Raw genomic sequence first — 16,016 nt, 5'->3', positions numbered from 1 at the left:
ATCAGCGCGCGCAGCGCCGCAGCCGCGCGCGGTGCTCGGTGCCGCTGGCGCGGAACGCCTCCCAGCGCGGATACGTGGTGATGCCGAACGCCAAGCCTGCGCCCATCAGGAACATGGGCGCCGTGAGCCCGTGCACCAGCTTGTGCATCCGGTACCACGTGCCGCTCGTGGCGGCCGGGTCCAGCAACTCGAAGAAGGCGTGCCCCTGGATCATGAGCAGCACGGCCAGCGCACGCAGTCGGTCGAGCGCCACGAAGCGCCCGGAGGGGGAGTCGGACATGCGCGGGAGAGTCGCGCGCGCGCCGTCCGCAGCAAGCGCCAAGGGAGCAACAATCCCCCTACGAACAAGTGTCGATCGCGCTCGTCACGGTCGCGCCATCGGTGCGTTTCGCCGATGTGACGAGGCCGGAAGCAACGTCACATCGGTGCGCCATGGGTCACTCGAAGAAGTCGCAGCGCGCCCCGGAGGCCTCGTTCGCGTTGTTGTTCTCGTCGCACTCGTTGACGACGTCGTCGACGGCGCCCGCGTCGTCGAAGTCCACGATGACGCGATAGTCTTGGTCGACCTCGAGCGCGGGCGCGTCGAACGTGACCACCTCGGACTGGCCCGGCAATAGCGGCATGGTGGTGGCCGCCGTGCCCAAGAGCGTGACCGTGCCGCCCGTGGTGCGCTCGAAGCGGACCGGCACCCCCATGTACACGCCCAGCGCGCCCAGGTTGGTGACGCGCGCGCGCAGCTGGTGGGTGTCCGGGCACGAGGCCAGCCCCACGGAGAGGTCCACCGCCACGTCGGGCGCGTTGAACACGCCGTCGCCCTGGACGTTCTGGCGCGCGTTGTTCAGCCTCGGCTGCAACCAGTTCGGCAGCTCGTCGAGGGGCACGTTGCCCGCCGAGCTGGCGTTGGTCACGTGATAGGCGTGCTGCGTCCAGACCCGGCGGGTGGGGACCCAAGCGTCGTTCGTGTCGCCATACATGAAGAGACCACGGCGTGTGGGCACCCCCGCGCCGCAGTTCCCGGCCGCGCCGGCGTCGTTGGCCACCAAGAGGATCTCGGAGTTGCCGTCGCCATCGGCGTCTACCACCAGCGGGTACTCGTGGATGGTCGCCGACGTGCTGGGCTCCTGCAGCTGCAGCACGCCGTTGGTCCCGGAGTACACGCGCAAGAAGCACTCGTCGGCGTACACCACCTCGGCGGCGCCGTCGCCCTCGAAGTCGAACACGGACGACCCGGTGGAGTTCGAGGAGGTGTCCTGCGTGGTGCTGGACCACCGCACGTAGAGCGCACCGGGTGCAGGCGCCGGGTCGCCGTTGGGGTAGACGAGATCCTCGCCGGGTCGGTACACGTCGTACACCGAGTAGCTGAAGCCACCGGCGACGCCGATCTCCGCGCGACCGTCACCGTCGAAGTCCGCGATGGTGGGTGGCCCGCCGCGGTTGGTGCTGGCCCCGCCGGGGATGTTGAGCGGCGTGGAGCACTGGCCAGCCGCCACGCACCAGAGGTCGCCGGTCTGGCCGTTCAGCAGGATGACCTGGCGGCTCGCTACCAGCACCACTTCGGGCGTGCCGTCGCCATCCAAGTCCGCCACCGCGGGATACCCGTCGTTCCCGGCAGCCACCCAAAACGGCGTGACGGTGGCCGACGCGAGCACGCCCGTGGACGCCGGGGTCCACGCAACCTGATACGCGTTCCGACCCGAGATCAGCTCGGGCGTGCCGTCCGCGTCGAGGTCGGCGACCACCGCGATGCCGCCGCTGTAGCCCGAGTTGGTGCCGAAGTTGGCGCCGCTGCCGTTGGTCCCGGCGTCCCAGATCAAGCGCCCGTCGTGGTCGAAGATCATGGCGCCCACGACCACCTCGGCCATGGGGTCGTCGTCGAAGTTGGCGAGGGTCACGGCGCCGTTGGCGTCCGCCGCAGCAGCGATCCCGTACGGCGTCGGGGAGTCGCCCGGCGTCGCCTGCGTGAAGGACGTCCAGTGCAGCTCGACGCCCCCCTGGTCATCGAGACCGATGGCGACGACCAGCGAGCGCGAACTCGCGGAGCGCGCGATGTACACGATGTCCGGCCTGGCGTCGCCGCTCACGTCGCCCACGGCGATCGAGGTGCGCCCATGGCTCCCGTAGGTGAGCGGTGGGTTGTGTGGGATGGGAGCCACTTCCTCGAGGAACGTTGCGCCGGGTGACGCGCCATCGAGCACGACGATGCGACCACCCTGAAAGCTCGCGCCGTCCATCTGGGTCGTGCTGACGACGATCTCGGGCGTTCCGTCGGCGTCGAGGTCGGCCACGACCGGAATGGAGATGACTTGCTGGGTCTCCCAACTGCGCTCGATGACCGGGTCGAGGATGCCGAAGGTGGGCGTGTACACACAGGTGGGGCCGCCCACCGGCTGTGGGAGGCAGCGTCCGATGGTGGGCTCGCAGAACTCGCCCGGCTCACAGTCGTAGGAGTCGCCGCAGGTCACGGTGGGGGACGCGCACGCGTTGGACAGGCACACCTGTCCCGAGCCGCAGCACACCGAGGAGTCAGCGCCGCAGCGCACCCCGGTGGCACATGTGGGCAAGCAGGCGCCGCCGATGCACTCGTTCCCGGCAGCGCAGCACATGACGGGGGTGCCGCAGAGCGTCCCACCCGCGCAATTGAGGCCTGTGTCGCGCTGCATGCCCGTGTCCAGCCCGTTGCCGGTGTCGGTGGTCATGGACCCATCGGTCACGGCCCCGTCCGAGTCGGACCCCCGTCACGCGGCCGGGTGGGGCCCGAGTCGCTGCTGCACGCGGCCACGAGACAAGGGAGAGCGAAGAGCAGCGCGAGGAGTGTGTGTTTCATAGTCGTCCCGTTCGTGAGCACGAGAGGACTGTATCAGCCTAGGACCGCCAAGTGCCCAGCAGGTGACAGCGTGCCCCGGCCTCAGCCGAACTCCACTCTGTACACGCAGTAGTCCGCGCCCTCGCGTCGGCAGGCGCCGGGCTCGTGGTGCACCCGCGCGCGCGGGTCGAAGCGCCGCGCCATGGCCGTGACGATGCCCTCGTCGAAGGAGCACGGATACGGGTTCTCGCAGCGGCTGGTGATGACCCGCTGTCCCGGCAGGTGCTCGAAGCCGTAGTTCCCGATGCCATCCAGCATCTTGCCCGTGGTGGGGTCGAACATGACCTTCCCGCCTTTGCGGTGGTTCATGTGGTAGGCGAAGTTGATGGACTTCACGGCCGAGGGCACGTCCACCACCCAGTCCGGGAACTTCGCGTTCGCGGGGATCTTCACGCCGATGTCGTAGAGCACGGCCTGCCCCACCTGCTTCGCGATCTCCTGGAACGTGCTGAGCCACGCCTGCTGCGAGTACCAGCCGTCGAGTGCGATGCGGTACATGCCGAGCCCGTCGCGCGTGCCCACCCCCGCGTTGACCAGCAGGTTCTCCGCCACGCGGCGGAAGCTGCCGAAACCGTCGATGACGGAGAACACCGTCTGACCGTTGACCTGGATGTCCGGTTCGAATGCTTTGTACTCCATGGGAGCCACCTCTCCGTTGGATGATGTTCTTCCCACGATAGCCATCACCCCTGTGGGTGTCTCCTGAACAGAGCGAATTATCTCACTAGGAGGTCACGTCTGAAAGCCGTGATCCGGGCCTTCGGTGGCGGGTGCCCGTGAGCGCTCGAACTCGGCGATGACCTGGGCTCCGAAGAGCAAGATCACTGCGGCGATTTCGAAGCTGAGCAGCGCGACCACGCTGGTCGCGAGGGAGCCGTAGACCACGTTGACCATGGACAGCGTCGCGAAGTACCAGACCAGGACGTGGCGGCAGAGCTCCCACAGCAGCGTGGCTGTCACGCCGCCGATCAGGGCGTGGCGAAACGCGATGCGCCCCACCGGCATCACCAGGTAGATGGCCGTGAAGATGCACACCAGCCCCGACACCCCGAGGGTGTAGAGCAGGGCGTGGCTCAGCCCGCTGAGGCTGAACGGCACACCGAACAGCGTGACGGTACGCCGCCCCACCGCCTGCAGCGCGCCGCTGATGAAGGTGATCAGCACCAACCCGGCGCCCAACAGGGAGATGAACGCAAAAGGGATGACAGCCGATATGGCGAAGTGGCGCCGCTTGACCGCGACCCGGTGAAAGAAGATCACCGACATGGCGTTCTCCAACACCGTGAACGCCGTGGCGCTGAAGAAGAGCAGCACCAGGAAGCCAACGCCGCCCACCACGTCGCGCGCGTCGAGCACCGCGCCCACCTGCTGGCTGAGATCGTCGGCGTGTGCGGGGAGCACCAGCTCGAGGTTCTCCCTCAGGGTCGCCAAGAGGGTCTGTGGGTCCACGACATGGGACAGCGCCACCAGCAGGAGCGCCAAGAGCGGCACCACCGCCAGCAGCGTGTAATACGCCACCGCCCCCGCCAAGAGCATGCCCTGGTTGCGGCGAAAGCCGTGGAACACATTCGCAAGAAACGTCAGGACGCCGCGTGAACTCACCACGCGGGGCAGCATACGCCTCGCGCAGCGCAGCCGTCGAACCGACTCCCGCCCTCGTCGCGTCTGGCACCCCAGCTCCACGGCTGATCCGTCCCGAGCGTGGCATCAGGTTACCACGCGCTCCAACCGCGATTCTAGTCTGGTTCGGGGTCCGATCTGCGGTCCAGACTGGAGTGTGATGGACGCATCCCACGCTCTCGACGAAGCGCGATTCGGCCGCCTCGACGCGCTGGTCGAACGAATCACGCGGCGCCTTCCCGGACCAGACCCCGCGGTGTTCGCGTACATCCGCGTGCAGGGCGAGCGCTCATCACGCGACATCTTCTTCGGGCCACGCGCATCCACGGACGCAGAGCCGTTCGTGCTCGACGCGCGCACGGCGCCGCTCGCTCGACTGCTGTACGACCTCTCCCCTGGGGAGGAGTACGAGCTCGACGTCGACGGGCGCGAGGTGTCCGGTGTGCTCCTGGAGCGTGCACGCTTGGTTCTGGATGGCACCCGGTTGGTCGCGATCGAAGAAGACGACTGCGTCCTTCGCCGCAGCGAGCTCGGAGCGATCACGCGTGAACCGCTTCGTTCGTTTGCGCTGGCTCCGCCGAGAACGACTCCGGTGGGAGGGTTTGGCGAAGGCGTGGTCCTGGACCCGATCCAGCGCGGGGCTGCGGCTGCGCCGGCCGGCGAGCCCATGCTGGTCACGGGCGAAGCGGGAGCCGGTAAGACCACGGTCGCCCTCGCGCGGCTCGTCCACCTGGCGCGCGCCACCACGCCGTTTCGCGGGCTCTACGTCGCGCCCACCGAGGCGCTGGCGCGCTTCGTCGGTCTCTCGCTCGATCGCGCGCGCGTCGAGGGCGTGGAGGTCACTTCCTTCGATGCCCTCGCGGTGCGACTGGCGCGCCGCGCGTTCCGGGGGCTCCCGCGCCGCGTCACGAGCGAGGCGCCCGCGGCGGTGATCCGGTTGAAGCGAAGTGACGCGTTGGCGCACGCGCTCGAGAGCTTCGTCGCGGATCGCCCGCGCCTCGTCGACGATGAAGATCGATCCGGGCAGGCCGCGCGCGAGGACCTGCTCTTGCTGTTCGGCGACCGCGACGGGCTCGACGTGGTGCAGGGCCAGAGCAGCCTCGTTCGCCCCTCCGACGTGGAGGCGACCCTCTTGCGCACGCGCGCGCAGTTTCGGCTGCGGGGCGAAGAGGAATTCGCAGACGTCGTGGACGCCGCCAGGTTGAGCGCGCTCGACGCACGCAGCCTCGATGCGGGCACGCCCGACGACCTCGCCGGCAGCATCGACGTGGAGGACATCCCGGTGCTCTTCGAGCTGGCGCGCCTTCGCGGGGTAGCGGAGCGCAAGCGCGTGCCACTGCCGGAGACGTTCGACGCGGTGGTGATCGACGAAGCGCAGGAGCTCGCGGTGCTCGAGCTGCGCCTCCTCCGACGGCTCTTGTCCGAGGGCGGAACCCTGGTGGTCGCGGGGGACGAAGAGCAACGCACGGACGTGGGCGCGGGGTTCCGGTCGTTCGACGTCACGCTCGCGGAGCTCGGTGCGCCCAACGCCGAGCGCGTTCACCTCGAGACCAGCTACCGCTGCCCGCCAGAGCTCACGGACGTCGTGCGAGAGCTGCGCACGACACCGAGCCTGGTCGTCCCGCACGCTTCGAGCACGATCGTCGCGCATGCGTTCCCCAACGAGCTCCACGTCGTGATGGACCTCGCGGCCTCGATCCGTCGAATCCGAGAACACGACGTCCGTGCCACGGTGGCGATCGTGGCGCGCACCGCTTCGACAGCGCGCAGGATCGCAGGCCCGCTCGCCGCGGCGCTTTCCGTCGAGCTGGCCCTCGACGGGAAGTTCGACTTCCGACGAGGGCTGCACGTCACCACCGTCTCGGACGTGCGCGGCCTCGAGTTCGACTACGTGTTCTTGCCCGACGTGGACGCGGCGACCTACCCATCGGACGACGAGTCGCGTCGTGCGCTCTACCTCGCGCTCACTCGAACATGCGCGGCCGTCAGTGTCGCTTGGGTTGGCAGGGCGTCGCCCATGATCCGGAACATCGCCCACCATCTAGGCGGAGAGTCGCGCGCCGCGCCACGGTGACGTCCTTGCGATTCGTCTTCGCGCGGGTACCATGACCGCATGCCAGAGGGACGCGGTGAGGCACAGCATGGTCAGGGTCCGCGCGGGCGGTTCGGCGTGCCGGTGCGCGTGGGGCTCGTCCTCGCGTCGGTGATCGTCAGTGCCCTCCTAGGGCCTGGCGCCCCAGTCCGCGCGGCGGCGCAGTGGCGCGACACGGAGACACCGCCCGGGCAGGCCACCCGGTCCGCGTACTCTCTCACGCGCGACGCCGAGGCTGGGCATGACGAGCCGCTGTGGATGCGTCGCGTCCGCACCTTCCGGCGCTTCGGGGGCGTGCTGCTGGGCGTCGGTGGGTTGCTCATCATCGCGGGCGAGCTGGCCTTTGCGCGGGGTGGGTCCGTCGATGCGGTATTCGCCACCGATGTGGGAGGCAGCGTGATCGGCGCCGTGGGCCTCTTCACGCTGGTGGGCGCCCAGGTGCGTAGGCGTCGCGTTCAGGTCCACCTCGGGCTCCGCGAGCCCATGCCCGAGCGCCGCCGCCGCGGGCGATTCATCGGGGGAGGCGTCCTGCTCGGGCTCGCGGGGGTCGTGGCGGGCGCCACCGTGCTCGCCGTCACCAACGACTCCGGGTGCGGTGACGGCAGCGAATGTGAAGGATCCGTCGCCGTCGTGATCATCCCGTCCGTCCTCGGGTCGGTATTCACCGTGGCTGGCGGCGCGCTGTTCGTCGCGGGTGGGGCGGCCCGCCTCGGAGCACGCAGACGGGTCCGCATCTCGGTCGGTGCCAACCGCGGCGTCCCCACGCTCATGGCGCAGTTCTGATCATGTCGGGAAGACTCACCGCCCAGGCCATCCTCGAGGAATGCTAGAGAATCGCTCCATGACACGTCCGCTTCGCTACCTTCCGCTCGCCCTCCTGGTGCTCTCTGGCTTCGGCTGCGGCTCCGGAAACGACTCGGGCCCCGGCGCTGACGGCGGCGCTGTGTCGCCCTCGGGTGTGCCCCTGCACATCGCGGCGGGCGGCCGCCACACCTGCGTGGTGATGCCGGACAGGACCGTTCGTTGTTGGGGTGCCGGCAACGCCAGTCAGCTCGGCCAAGGCCGCTCGGGAGACCTGTTGGTCGCGACCGCCGTCCCGGGCCTGACCGGCGTGGGCGAGGTCGCCATGGGCTACGAGTTCTCCTGCGCGCGCATGCAGAACGGCGAGGCCAGCTGCTGGGGTGCGAACCCCGGCGGCGCGCTCGGCAACGGCGGGGACGCGATTCAGGTCTCGCCCACACCCCTCATGCTGGACGACGTGGACCGCTTCGGTGCGTTCACGCTCGGCCACTACAGCAGCTGCGCGATCCACGCAGGGGGCACGCTGTCGTGCTGGGGTGACGCCTCGCGCGGACAGCTCGGCACCGGCATCGTGGACATGGAGGACCACCCGCTGCCGCTCGAGGTCCCCATCGGCGGGGCCGAGCACCTCGCGCTCGGCTACTTCCACGTCTGCGTCGCGCTCTCGGCTGGTGGCGTGTCGTGCTTCGGTTCCAACGGCTGGGGCGAGCTCGGCAACGACGACCTCGGCAGCGAGCCCGAGCCCAGCCCCGTCACGGCCGTGGGCATCGAGGACACCCGTCAGCTCGCGGCGGGGCAGCAGTTCACGTGCGCCATCCTCGAAGGCCGCGGCGTCGCCTGCTGGGGCGACAACCGCAACGGACAGCTCGGTGACGGAACCACGACCTTCAGCACCACCCCGAAGACCATCGCGGGGTTCACGGACATCGCGCAGATCGCTGCTGGCCGAAAGCACACCTGCGCGGTCACGCTGGACGGCGAGCTCTACTGCTGGGGTCGCAACGACGAGGGACAGCTCGGCGACGGAACCACCACGGAGCGCCACGTTCCCACCTTGGTGGCCGGCCTGACCGGCGTTCGGCAGGTGGCACTCGGCGACTTGCACAGCTGCGCGGTGCTCGACTCTGGCGCGGTGCGCTGCTTCGGTTCCAACAGCAACGGTCAGCTCGGTGACGGCACCACCAGCGACTCGGACACACCGACCTTCGTCCTCTGGGAGTGAACTCGAGGGACCACGCCGACCTCACGCGCGTCCGGCTCGGTACGGCGGTGAACTCGAAGCTAAACCACTTGCGGCACAGCCCCACATGGGGCTAAACGCGTCTTCATGGCTCACCGCTTCAAGTTCGTGCGCGCCGGGGGATTCGATCAGGTCCAGATCACGACGGGAGCCGACCTCATGGCGCTCTCGGAGCTGGATCAGAAGCTCTGGGTGGCGTTGGCGTGTCCCACCACCGGCATCGAGTTCGACGAGCGCACGCTGCAGCTGCTGGACGTCGACAACGACAAGCGCATCCGGGCGCCCGAGCTGCTCGCCGCGGTGAAGTGGCTGGGGGCCGTCCTCCGGGACCCCGACGTCTTGGTGGAGGGCGCGAGCGAGCTGAAGCTGTCCGCCATCAACGAGAAGGACAACGAGGGCGAGCTCCTGCTCAAGACCGCGAAGACCATCCTGAAGACACTCGGCAAAGACACGGCCGCGGCGCTCTCGGTGGAAGACGCCAGCAAGGCCAGCGGCGCCTTCGACAAAGACCCGTTCAACGGCGATGGCGTGCTGGTGGCGGCGGCCATCGAGGACGAGGCGCTGAAGACCACCTTTGCCGACGTGCTCACGTGCACCGCGACGCCGGACAAGGACAAGAGCGGCGAGGCGGGCGCCACCGAGGCCACTGTCGTCGCGTTCTTCAAGGAGGTTGGGGCGCACGCCGAGTGGCTGGAGCAGGGCAAGACGGAGGCCATCCGTCCGCTGGGGGACGCGACCGAGGCCGCCTACACCGCCCACGAGGCGGTCCGCGCCAAGATCGCCGACTACTTCGCGCGGGTGAAGGTCGCAGCCTACGACGCGCGCGCCCTGCTGGCCGTGAACGGCGAGGAGAAGACCTACCTCGAGCTCGCCGCCAAGGACCTGGACGTGACCGCGGCCGAAGTGGAGAAGCTCCCCTGGCGCAGGTCGTGGTGGACAAGGGGCTGTCGCTCTCGAAGGGCCTCAACCCCGCCTGGAGCGCGCGCATGGCCACGTTCCAGAGTGCGGTTGTGGAGCCGCTGGTGGGCAAGAAGGATGCCCTCAGCGAGGCCGACTTCGCCAGCATCGAGGCCAAGCTCGCGGCGCACAAGGCCTGGTGGTCCGGGAAGGCGGGCGTCCTCGTGGAGAAGCTCGGCGCTGCACGCGTGAGCGAGCTCGCCAGTAGCGACCACGAGCAGCAGCTCCTGGCGCTCGTCGCCAAGGACAAGGAAAAGGAAGCCGAGGCAAAGGCCATCGAGTCGGTCGAGAAGCTGGTGCGCTTCAACCGTGACTTGATGAGCCTGGTGAACAACTTCGTGGCCTTCCGCGACTTCTACTCGCGCAGGGCGCCCGCCATGTTCCAGATCGGCACGCTCTACCTGGACACGCGCGCCTGCGAGCTGTGCGTCAAGGTGGAGAACGCGGCCAAGCATGCCACCATGGCGCCGCTCTCCAACAGCTACCTGCTCTACTGCACGCTGAAGAACGCCAAGGGCGACACCATGGACATCGCCGCAGCCATGACCGCGGGCGACACCGACAACCTCATGGTGGGCCGCAACGGCATCTTCTACGACCGCAAGGGGATGGACTGGGATGCCACGGTCACGAAGGTGGTCGAGAACCCCATCAGTGTCCGACAGGCCTTCTGGACTCCCTACAAGAAGGTCGTCCGCATGGTGGAGGAGCGCATCGCGCGCCGCGCCGCCGACGAAGCCGCCGCGCAGGACGCCACCCTCGCGACCGGCGTCGACCACGCCGCCGTGGTGACCACCGCGAGTGCGCCTTCTGCAGCCGCGCCGGCCGCCGCTCCCGGCGCGACACCACCGCGCCCGCGGGGCTTCGACGTGGGGACGGTCGCCGCGCTCGGTGTCGCTGTGGGCGGCATCACGGCCGCCTTGGGTGCGCTGCTCCAGGCGTTCTTCGGCCTGGGCATCTGGATGCCGCTCGGTGTCGTGGGCCTCGTGCTCTGCATCAGCGGTCCGTCCATGGCGGTGGCCTGGCTGAAGCTCCGTCGGCGCAACCTCGGTCCCATCCTGGACGCCAACGGCTGGGCAGTGAACGCGCAGGCGGTGGTGAACGTGCCGCTGGGCGCGTCGCTCACCAAGCGGGCGGTCCTTCCTGCGGGGGCACAGCGCAACATGCACGACCCCTTCGCGCAGAAGACGCGCCCGTGGGGCGTCTACCTGTTCCTGTTGGCGGTCGTGGCGCTGGCCGTGGCGTGGTACCTGGGCAAGCTCGACGGGTACTTGCCCGGCGTCGCCCAGAGCGCCTCGGTGTTGGGCGACTACGCGCCCGGTGGCCGGGACGAAGCGGCCCCGGAGGGCCGAGAGGCCGCAGCGCCGGAAGCCGCACCCGCCCCAGAGTGACCCGGGGGAGCGGCTCCGCGTCGCCGCTCAGCCCGCGCCGTTGGCTTCCAAGGCGCGGTCGTCGTTGTAGTGGCAGCTCTTGTACTTCTTGCCGCTGCCACAGTGACACGGGTCGTTGCGGCCGAGCTTCGGGCCCTCGCGCTTGACCGTGACGGGCTCCGCCACGGGAGCACCGGGCACCAGCGAGCCGCCTCGCGCCACCACCGCACGCCGCTCCTTGCGGCTGGCCGGGCCGGGCTGCGACATGCGCTGCTGAGGGGGCTGCGAGGCCCGTGCTTGGGCGTCGCTGCCGGCAGCCTCGCCCGCGGGCGCGACCGTGGCGGCGACACCGGCCGCTGCCGCTGCTGCCGCCGCGCTGTGCTGGCCCTGCATGAGCTTCTGGCGGGCCTCCACGGCCAGCCGGCGCTCTTCGGCCAGGCGCTGCAGCTGCGTGTCGTCCAGCTTCACTTCCTGGAACATGGTGCGCAGCAGCTCGCTCTTCATGCTGCGCATCATGGCCATGAACAGGTCGTAGCCCTCGCGCTTGTACTCCTTCTTCGGGTCACGCTGGCCGTAGCCGCGCAGCCCGATGCCGTCGCGCAGGTGGTCCATGGTCTGGAGGTGGTCCATCCACTGCTTGTCGATCTCGCGCAGGTAGATCTCGCGGAAGAAGCGCAGCATGGAGCCGATGCCCCACTGCTTCTGCTTGCGCAGCAGCAGGCCCTCCACGTCCAGGAACATCTTGCGGGCCAGCTCTTGGCGGTCCGCGATGCCGCGGATTCCGGTGGCGTCCAGGTGGAACTGTGCCGAGTACTCCTCGAGCAGCCGGTCCACCTTCCAGTCCTCGTAGTGCTTGCCCTCGGGGCAGTGGCGCTCCACCAGCGTGACCACCAGCTCGTCCACCACGTCGAACAAGCGCTCACGCTGCTCGGTGAGCGAGAACGCCACGGTGTCCAGCAAGCGCTCGTAGGCCTTCTTCGGGTCGTTGGCCAGGTCGTCCACCTGCACCACACAGCCGAAGTTGCGGTACACGTCCTCCGCCACGTAGGCCACGCGCAGGGTGCCGAGCGCGCTCCACTCGGACTTGAACACCTGGTCTTGCCAGGCCAGCCGGTCGGCCTCGGGGGCGTCTTGCGGAGGCGGAGCCAGCGTGGTGGCGTGCACGCGCACCAGCCGCGCCAGCAGCTCTTCCAGCCACTTGCGAATCTCGGGGTCGGCCTCGGTCACGCGCGACGCGGGCTTCACGCCCTTCTTGCGCTCTTCGGCCGTGGGGATGGTCTTGTACTCACCCCGCAGCACCTGCTTGCGCAGCGCATAGAGCGTGGTGCGCTGCTGGTTCATGACGTCGTCGTATTCCAGCAGGTTCTTGCGGATGTCGAAGTTGCGCTCTTCGACCTTCTTCTGCGCGTTCTCCACCGACTTGGTGACCCAGCGGTGCTCGATGGGCACGTCTTCCTCCATGCCCATGCGGTCCATCATGGCCTCCACGCGCTCCCCCGCGAAGATGCGCATGAGGTCGTCTTGCAGCGACAGGTAGAAGCGTGAGGAGCCCGGGTCGCCCTGACGGCCCGAGCGTCCGCGCAGCTGGTTGTCGATGCGGCGCGACTCGTGGCGCTCGGTGCCCACCACGTGCAAGCCACCTGCGGCGAGCGCGCGCTTCTGGTTGTCCTTGCAGATGCCCTCGTAGCGCTTCTTGGCCTCTTCGAGCGCTAGCTGGACGGCCTCGCGGTCCTCACGCTGCTCGGGCGCGAGGTTCTGCATGACGTCCATCTCGGCCAGCATCTCGGGGTTGCCGCCCAGCACGATGTCCGTTCCTCGGCCGGCCATGTTGGTGGCCACGGTGACGGCGCCCGGCACGCCCGCCTGCGCCACCACGTAGGCCTCGCGGTCGTGCTGCTTCGCGTTCAGCACGTTGTGCGGGATGTTGTTGCGCCGCAGCAGGTTGGACACCACGTCCGACTTCTCCACGCTGGTGGTGCCCACGAGCACGGGCTGGCCACGGCCGTGCGCGTCCTTGATCTCCTCCACCACGGCCTTGAACTTCTCGCGCTCCGACTTGTAGACGAGGTCTTCGTGGTCCTGACGCGCGATGGGCTTGTTGGTGGGGATGACCACCACGTCCAGCTTGTAGATGCTGTGGAACTCGGAGGCCTCGGTGTCGGCCGTGCCGGTCATGCCCGAGAGCTTGTTGTAGAGGCGGAACAGGTTCTGGAAGCTGATCGTGGCGAGCGTGCGGTTCTCGTCCTGGATCTCGACGCGCTCCTTGGCTTCCACCGCCTGGTGCAGGCCCTCGGACCAGCGCCGACCGGGCAGGGTGCGGCCCGTGTGCTCGTCGATGATGAGCACCTCGCCGTCCTTCACCATGTAGTGCGTGTCGCGGCTGTAGAGCGTGTTGGCGCGCAGGCACTGCTGCAGGATCTGGAGCGTCTGCAGGTTGGCCGGGTCGTAGAGGTTGGCCTCCGGCACGTTGCGGTAGTCGCCCGTGTGTCCGCCGGCCAAGAGCCCCTGGCTGGCCAGCAGGCGCTGCGCCAGCTCCATGCCCTCTTCCGAGAGCGTCATGGAGCGCGACTTCTCGTCCAGCTCGTAGTGCTCGTCCTTCTTGAAGCGCGGCACCAGCTCCGTGATGAGCGCGTACTTCTCGCTGGCGGTCTCACCGGGTCCGCTGATGATGAGCGGCGTGCGCGCCTCGTCGATGAGGATGGAGTCGACCTCGTCCACGATCGCGTAGTGGAGCTCGCGCTGCACATAGTCGTAGATGGAGAACTTCATGTTGTCGCGCATGTAGTCGAAGCCGAACTCGTTGTTCTGCCCGTACGTGATGTCGCACGCGTAGGCTCGCTTCTTCATGGCGTTGGGCTGGCGCGGCAGGGCCACGCCGGTGGACAGCCCGAGGAACTGGTGCACGCGGCCCATCCACTCGGCGTCGCGCTGGGCGAGGTAGTCGTTCACGGTGACGACGTGCACGCCCTTGCCCTCGAGCGCGTTCAAGTAGCAGGGCAGGGTGGCGACCAGCGTCTTGCCCTCACCGGTGCGCATCTCGGCGATCTTGCCCTGGTGCAGCACCAGCCCGCCGATCATCTGCACGTCGTAGTGGCGCATGCCCAGCACGCGCTTGCTGGCCTCGCGCACGGTGGCGAACGCGGGGATCAAGAGGTCGTCCAGCGGCGCCCCGTTGGCGAGCTTCTGCTTGAAGTCCGCGGTGCGCGCGCGGAGGTCCGCGTCGCTGAGCTTCTGCATCTTGGGCTCGAGCTGACCAATCGCGTTCACGATGGGCTGCAGCTTCTTCACCTCGCGCTCGTGCTTGCTGCCGAGGACCATCTTGAGAGCCCGTGAAAACATCGTGAAAGTCGCTCCAATAGCCAGGAAAGGCTGCAAGCTAAGTCGAGGCCGGGACGGGCGCAAGGGCACGCCCAAACGCGAACGATTCTCGCTACATCCCTCGGCTCAGCACCATCATCGCGACCAGCACGAAGGCGGCCAGCACGGCCAGCGCCGCGAGCCACGTGCCACGGCTGAGACGCCCGCGTGTCTCGTCGCGCTCGCCCTCGGTGGACCCGGCCTCGCGTAGCACGGCGTCTGCCAGGTTGGCTCCTTCGCGCGCGCGGCGCAGCACGATGGATGCGGCGACCAACCCCATGAGGATGATGGCGATGGCCACCACGATGCGGCTCCAGCTGACGCGCTCGTCCACGCCGTAGGCCACTTGCTCGATGCCACTCGACGGGAAGGGCAGGGCGAAGAGGTCGCGCGCATGCTCGTGGGCGAGGAAGCGAAACGACGTGTCGCGGTCCGCCAGCGTGGCGCCAGCGCGCAGCTGCTCCGCGAAGGCGTCGTTGCGCGAGCGCACGCGCGTGTCGCCCGTGAGCGCGAGGAGGCACGCTTCGGCCGTGTCGCCGGCGGGGTAGGCGCACACCACGGCCACGCCCGAGCCCTGTGGATCGAACGCCGAGGATTGCGCCTGGATGTGGTGAACGCCGGGCTCGAGCGGAGGCAGCACCAGCCCGCCCTCGGGCGCGTCGTCGTCGCCAGCGATGGAGGTGGCCACCACCCAGTGGCCGCCACGGTAGACGTTCACGGCGGCTGGGGCCGGCCCACCCACGCCCGTGACCTCGAGGCGCACGGACTCACCCGCTTGGACGACCGCGCGATCCACCCGGGCCGAGAGCCCGCCGGGCGCCATCGGCAGCTGCAGCGCACGCCGGGCGAGCACACGCCCATCGACCGTGGCGCGCAGGGTGACCGTGGCCTCGAGGCGCCGCACCAGCAGCACCAGGCGGGCCACGCCCGTGGTGGGCTCGGCCGGCTCGGCCACCTCCACCCCCTCGGTGGGCTCCACTGAGATCGCCGCGGGGACCTCGCCGCCCACCCAGACGCAAAGCTCGCAGGGCACCTCCGGCACGCACACACCGGCTGGCACGCGTGCGTCCAGCTGAAGCGACGTGGGTGCGCCGGCTTCGGCGCGCAGCGGCCCAGGCTGATACTCCCGAGCGGAAGTGGTCACGCGCTGCGCGACCGCGCTGGGCGGCGGGGTGCGCGTCACCTGCACGCGGCGCTGCACGCGCGCGAGCTCGCCCTCGTCCAGCGTGGCGGCCAGGAAGAGCACGTGCTCGCCCTCCTCCGCGCGGGCAGGGAGGCCGCCTTCGGCGCCGGCCACCTGGGAGGCCGTCAGCGGCGCACCCGCCTGTGCAGGCGGCTCGATGGCTTGCGACGACAGCGCGATGGGGCGTGAGCCGATGCTCGGGAGCTCCGCGCCGCGGATGCCCTCGAACACGAACGCACGCACCGGAATCGGTGACCCTGGCGACACGTGCGTGGGCGCGTACACGCGCAGGTCCACGTCGCTGGCACCGCGCTCGTACAACAGCACGCCGATGAAGAGCACGGCCACCAGCACTGGCAGCACCACGCGCAGCAACCAGTCCGAGGCGCCCCAGAGCTCCTTGGGCGGCGACTCGGGCTCTTGCTCTTCTCCGGCGGGGCTGGGTTCCATGGTAGACAACTCGGGCATCGTACCGTAGACCGGGGTGAGTCACCGTGCCGAACCGCAACACCGAAGAGCTGAAGGATCGCCTG

At 69.1% G+C, this 16,016-nt stretch carries 10 protein-coding genes; 4 read left to right on the top strand and 6 right to left on the bottom strand.

Translation table 11 applies throughout. From position 1 onward, the window contains the following. Window position 1 precedes the first annotated feature (1 nt). The 4 genes from IPI43_20775 to IPI43_20760 form a co-directional block, all read right to left on the bottom strand. The gene (locus tag IPI43_20775) at window positions 2–280 is read right to left on the bottom strand and encodes a DUF1624 domain-containing protein (protein MBK7776539.1); all 279 of its coding nucleotides are present in this window, start codon (window positions 278–280) and stop codon (window positions 2–4) included. 157 nt (window positions 281–437) lie between these two features. Next, complete coding sequence (locus IPI43_20770; protein MBK7776538.1) at window positions 438–2,696, bottom strand: hypothetical protein; 2,259 nt, start codon at window positions 2,694–2,696, stop codon at window positions 438–440. A 209-nt stretch (window positions 2,697–2,905) separates the two neighbouring features. Continuing rightward, window positions 2,906–3,502 carry a hypothetical protein gene (locus IPI43_20765; protein ID MBK7776537.1) on the bottom strand — a complete coding sequence of 199 codons (597 nt, stop codon included), beginning with the start codon at window positions 3,500–3,502 and terminating at the stop codon, window positions 2,906–2,908. Window positions 3,503–3,595: 93 nt separating this feature from the next. Then, window positions 3,596–4,480 carry a YihY/virulence factor BrkB family protein gene (locus IPI43_20760; GenBank protein ID MBK7776536.1) on the bottom strand — a complete coding sequence of 295 codons (885 nt, stop codon included), beginning with the start codon at window positions 4,478–4,480 and terminating at the stop codon, window positions 3,596–3,598. A gap of 163 nt (window positions 4,481–4,643) precedes the next feature. Between IPI43_20760 and IPI43_20755 the strand changes: the two genes are divergently transcribed. The 4 genes from IPI43_20755 to IPI43_20740 all read left to right on the top strand — a co-directional run bounded on the left by IPI43_20755 (window position 4,644) and on the right by IPI43_20740 (window position 10,964). Beyond that, window positions 4,644–6,557, top strand: a complete 1,914-nt coding sequence (locus tag IPI43_20755; protein MBK7776535.1) for an AAA family ATPase — start codon at window positions 4,644–4,646, stop codon at window positions 6,555–6,557. Window positions 6,558–6,596: 39 nt separating this feature from the next. Then, on the top strand, window positions 6,597–7,358 hold the full coding sequence (locus IPI43_20750; GenBank protein ID MBK7776534.1) for a hypothetical protein: 762 nt from the start codon (window positions 6,597–6,599) through the stop codon (window positions 7,356–7,358). 58 nt (window positions 7,359–7,416) lie between these two features. Further along, window positions 7,417–8,598: a hypothetical protein gene (locus tag IPI43_20745; GenBank protein MBK7776533.1), complete on the top strand. Its 1,182-nt coding sequence runs from the start codon at window positions 7,417–7,419 to the stop codon at window positions 8,596–8,598. Between the two features lie 1,004 nt (window positions 8,599–9,602). Next, the gene (locus tag IPI43_20740; GenBank protein MBK7776532.1) at window positions 9,603–10,964 is read left to right on the top strand and encodes a hypothetical protein; all 1,362 of its coding nucleotides are present in this window, start codon (window positions 9,603–9,605) and stop codon (window positions 10,962–10,964) included. Between the two features lie 27 nt (window positions 10,965–10,991). Here IPI43_20740 and secA read toward each other — a convergent pair whose 3' ends face one another. Continuing rightward, a complete protein-coding gene (gene secA / locus IPI43_20735) occupies window positions 10,992–14,282 on the bottom strand; it encodes a preprotein translocase subunit SecA (protein MBK7776531.1) in 3,291 nt (1,096 codons plus the stop codon). Window positions 14,283–14,373: 91 nt separating this feature from the next. After that, window positions 14,374–15,933 (bottom strand): hypothetical protein, encoded by a 1,560-nt coding sequence (locus tag IPI43_20730; GenBank protein MBK7776530.1) that lies wholly within the window; start codon window positions 15,931–15,933, stop codon window positions 14,374–14,376. Between the last annotated feature and the right edge of the window lie 83 nt (window positions 15,934–16,016).

The organism is Sandaracinaceae bacterium (genome assembly GCA_016706685.1).
GTDB lineage: Bacteria > Myxococcota_A > Polyangia > Polyangiales > Houyiibacteriaceae > JADJJE01.
Note: the sequence above shows the minus strand (reverse complement) of the source record. Positions and strands in the feature narration are given on the sequence as shown.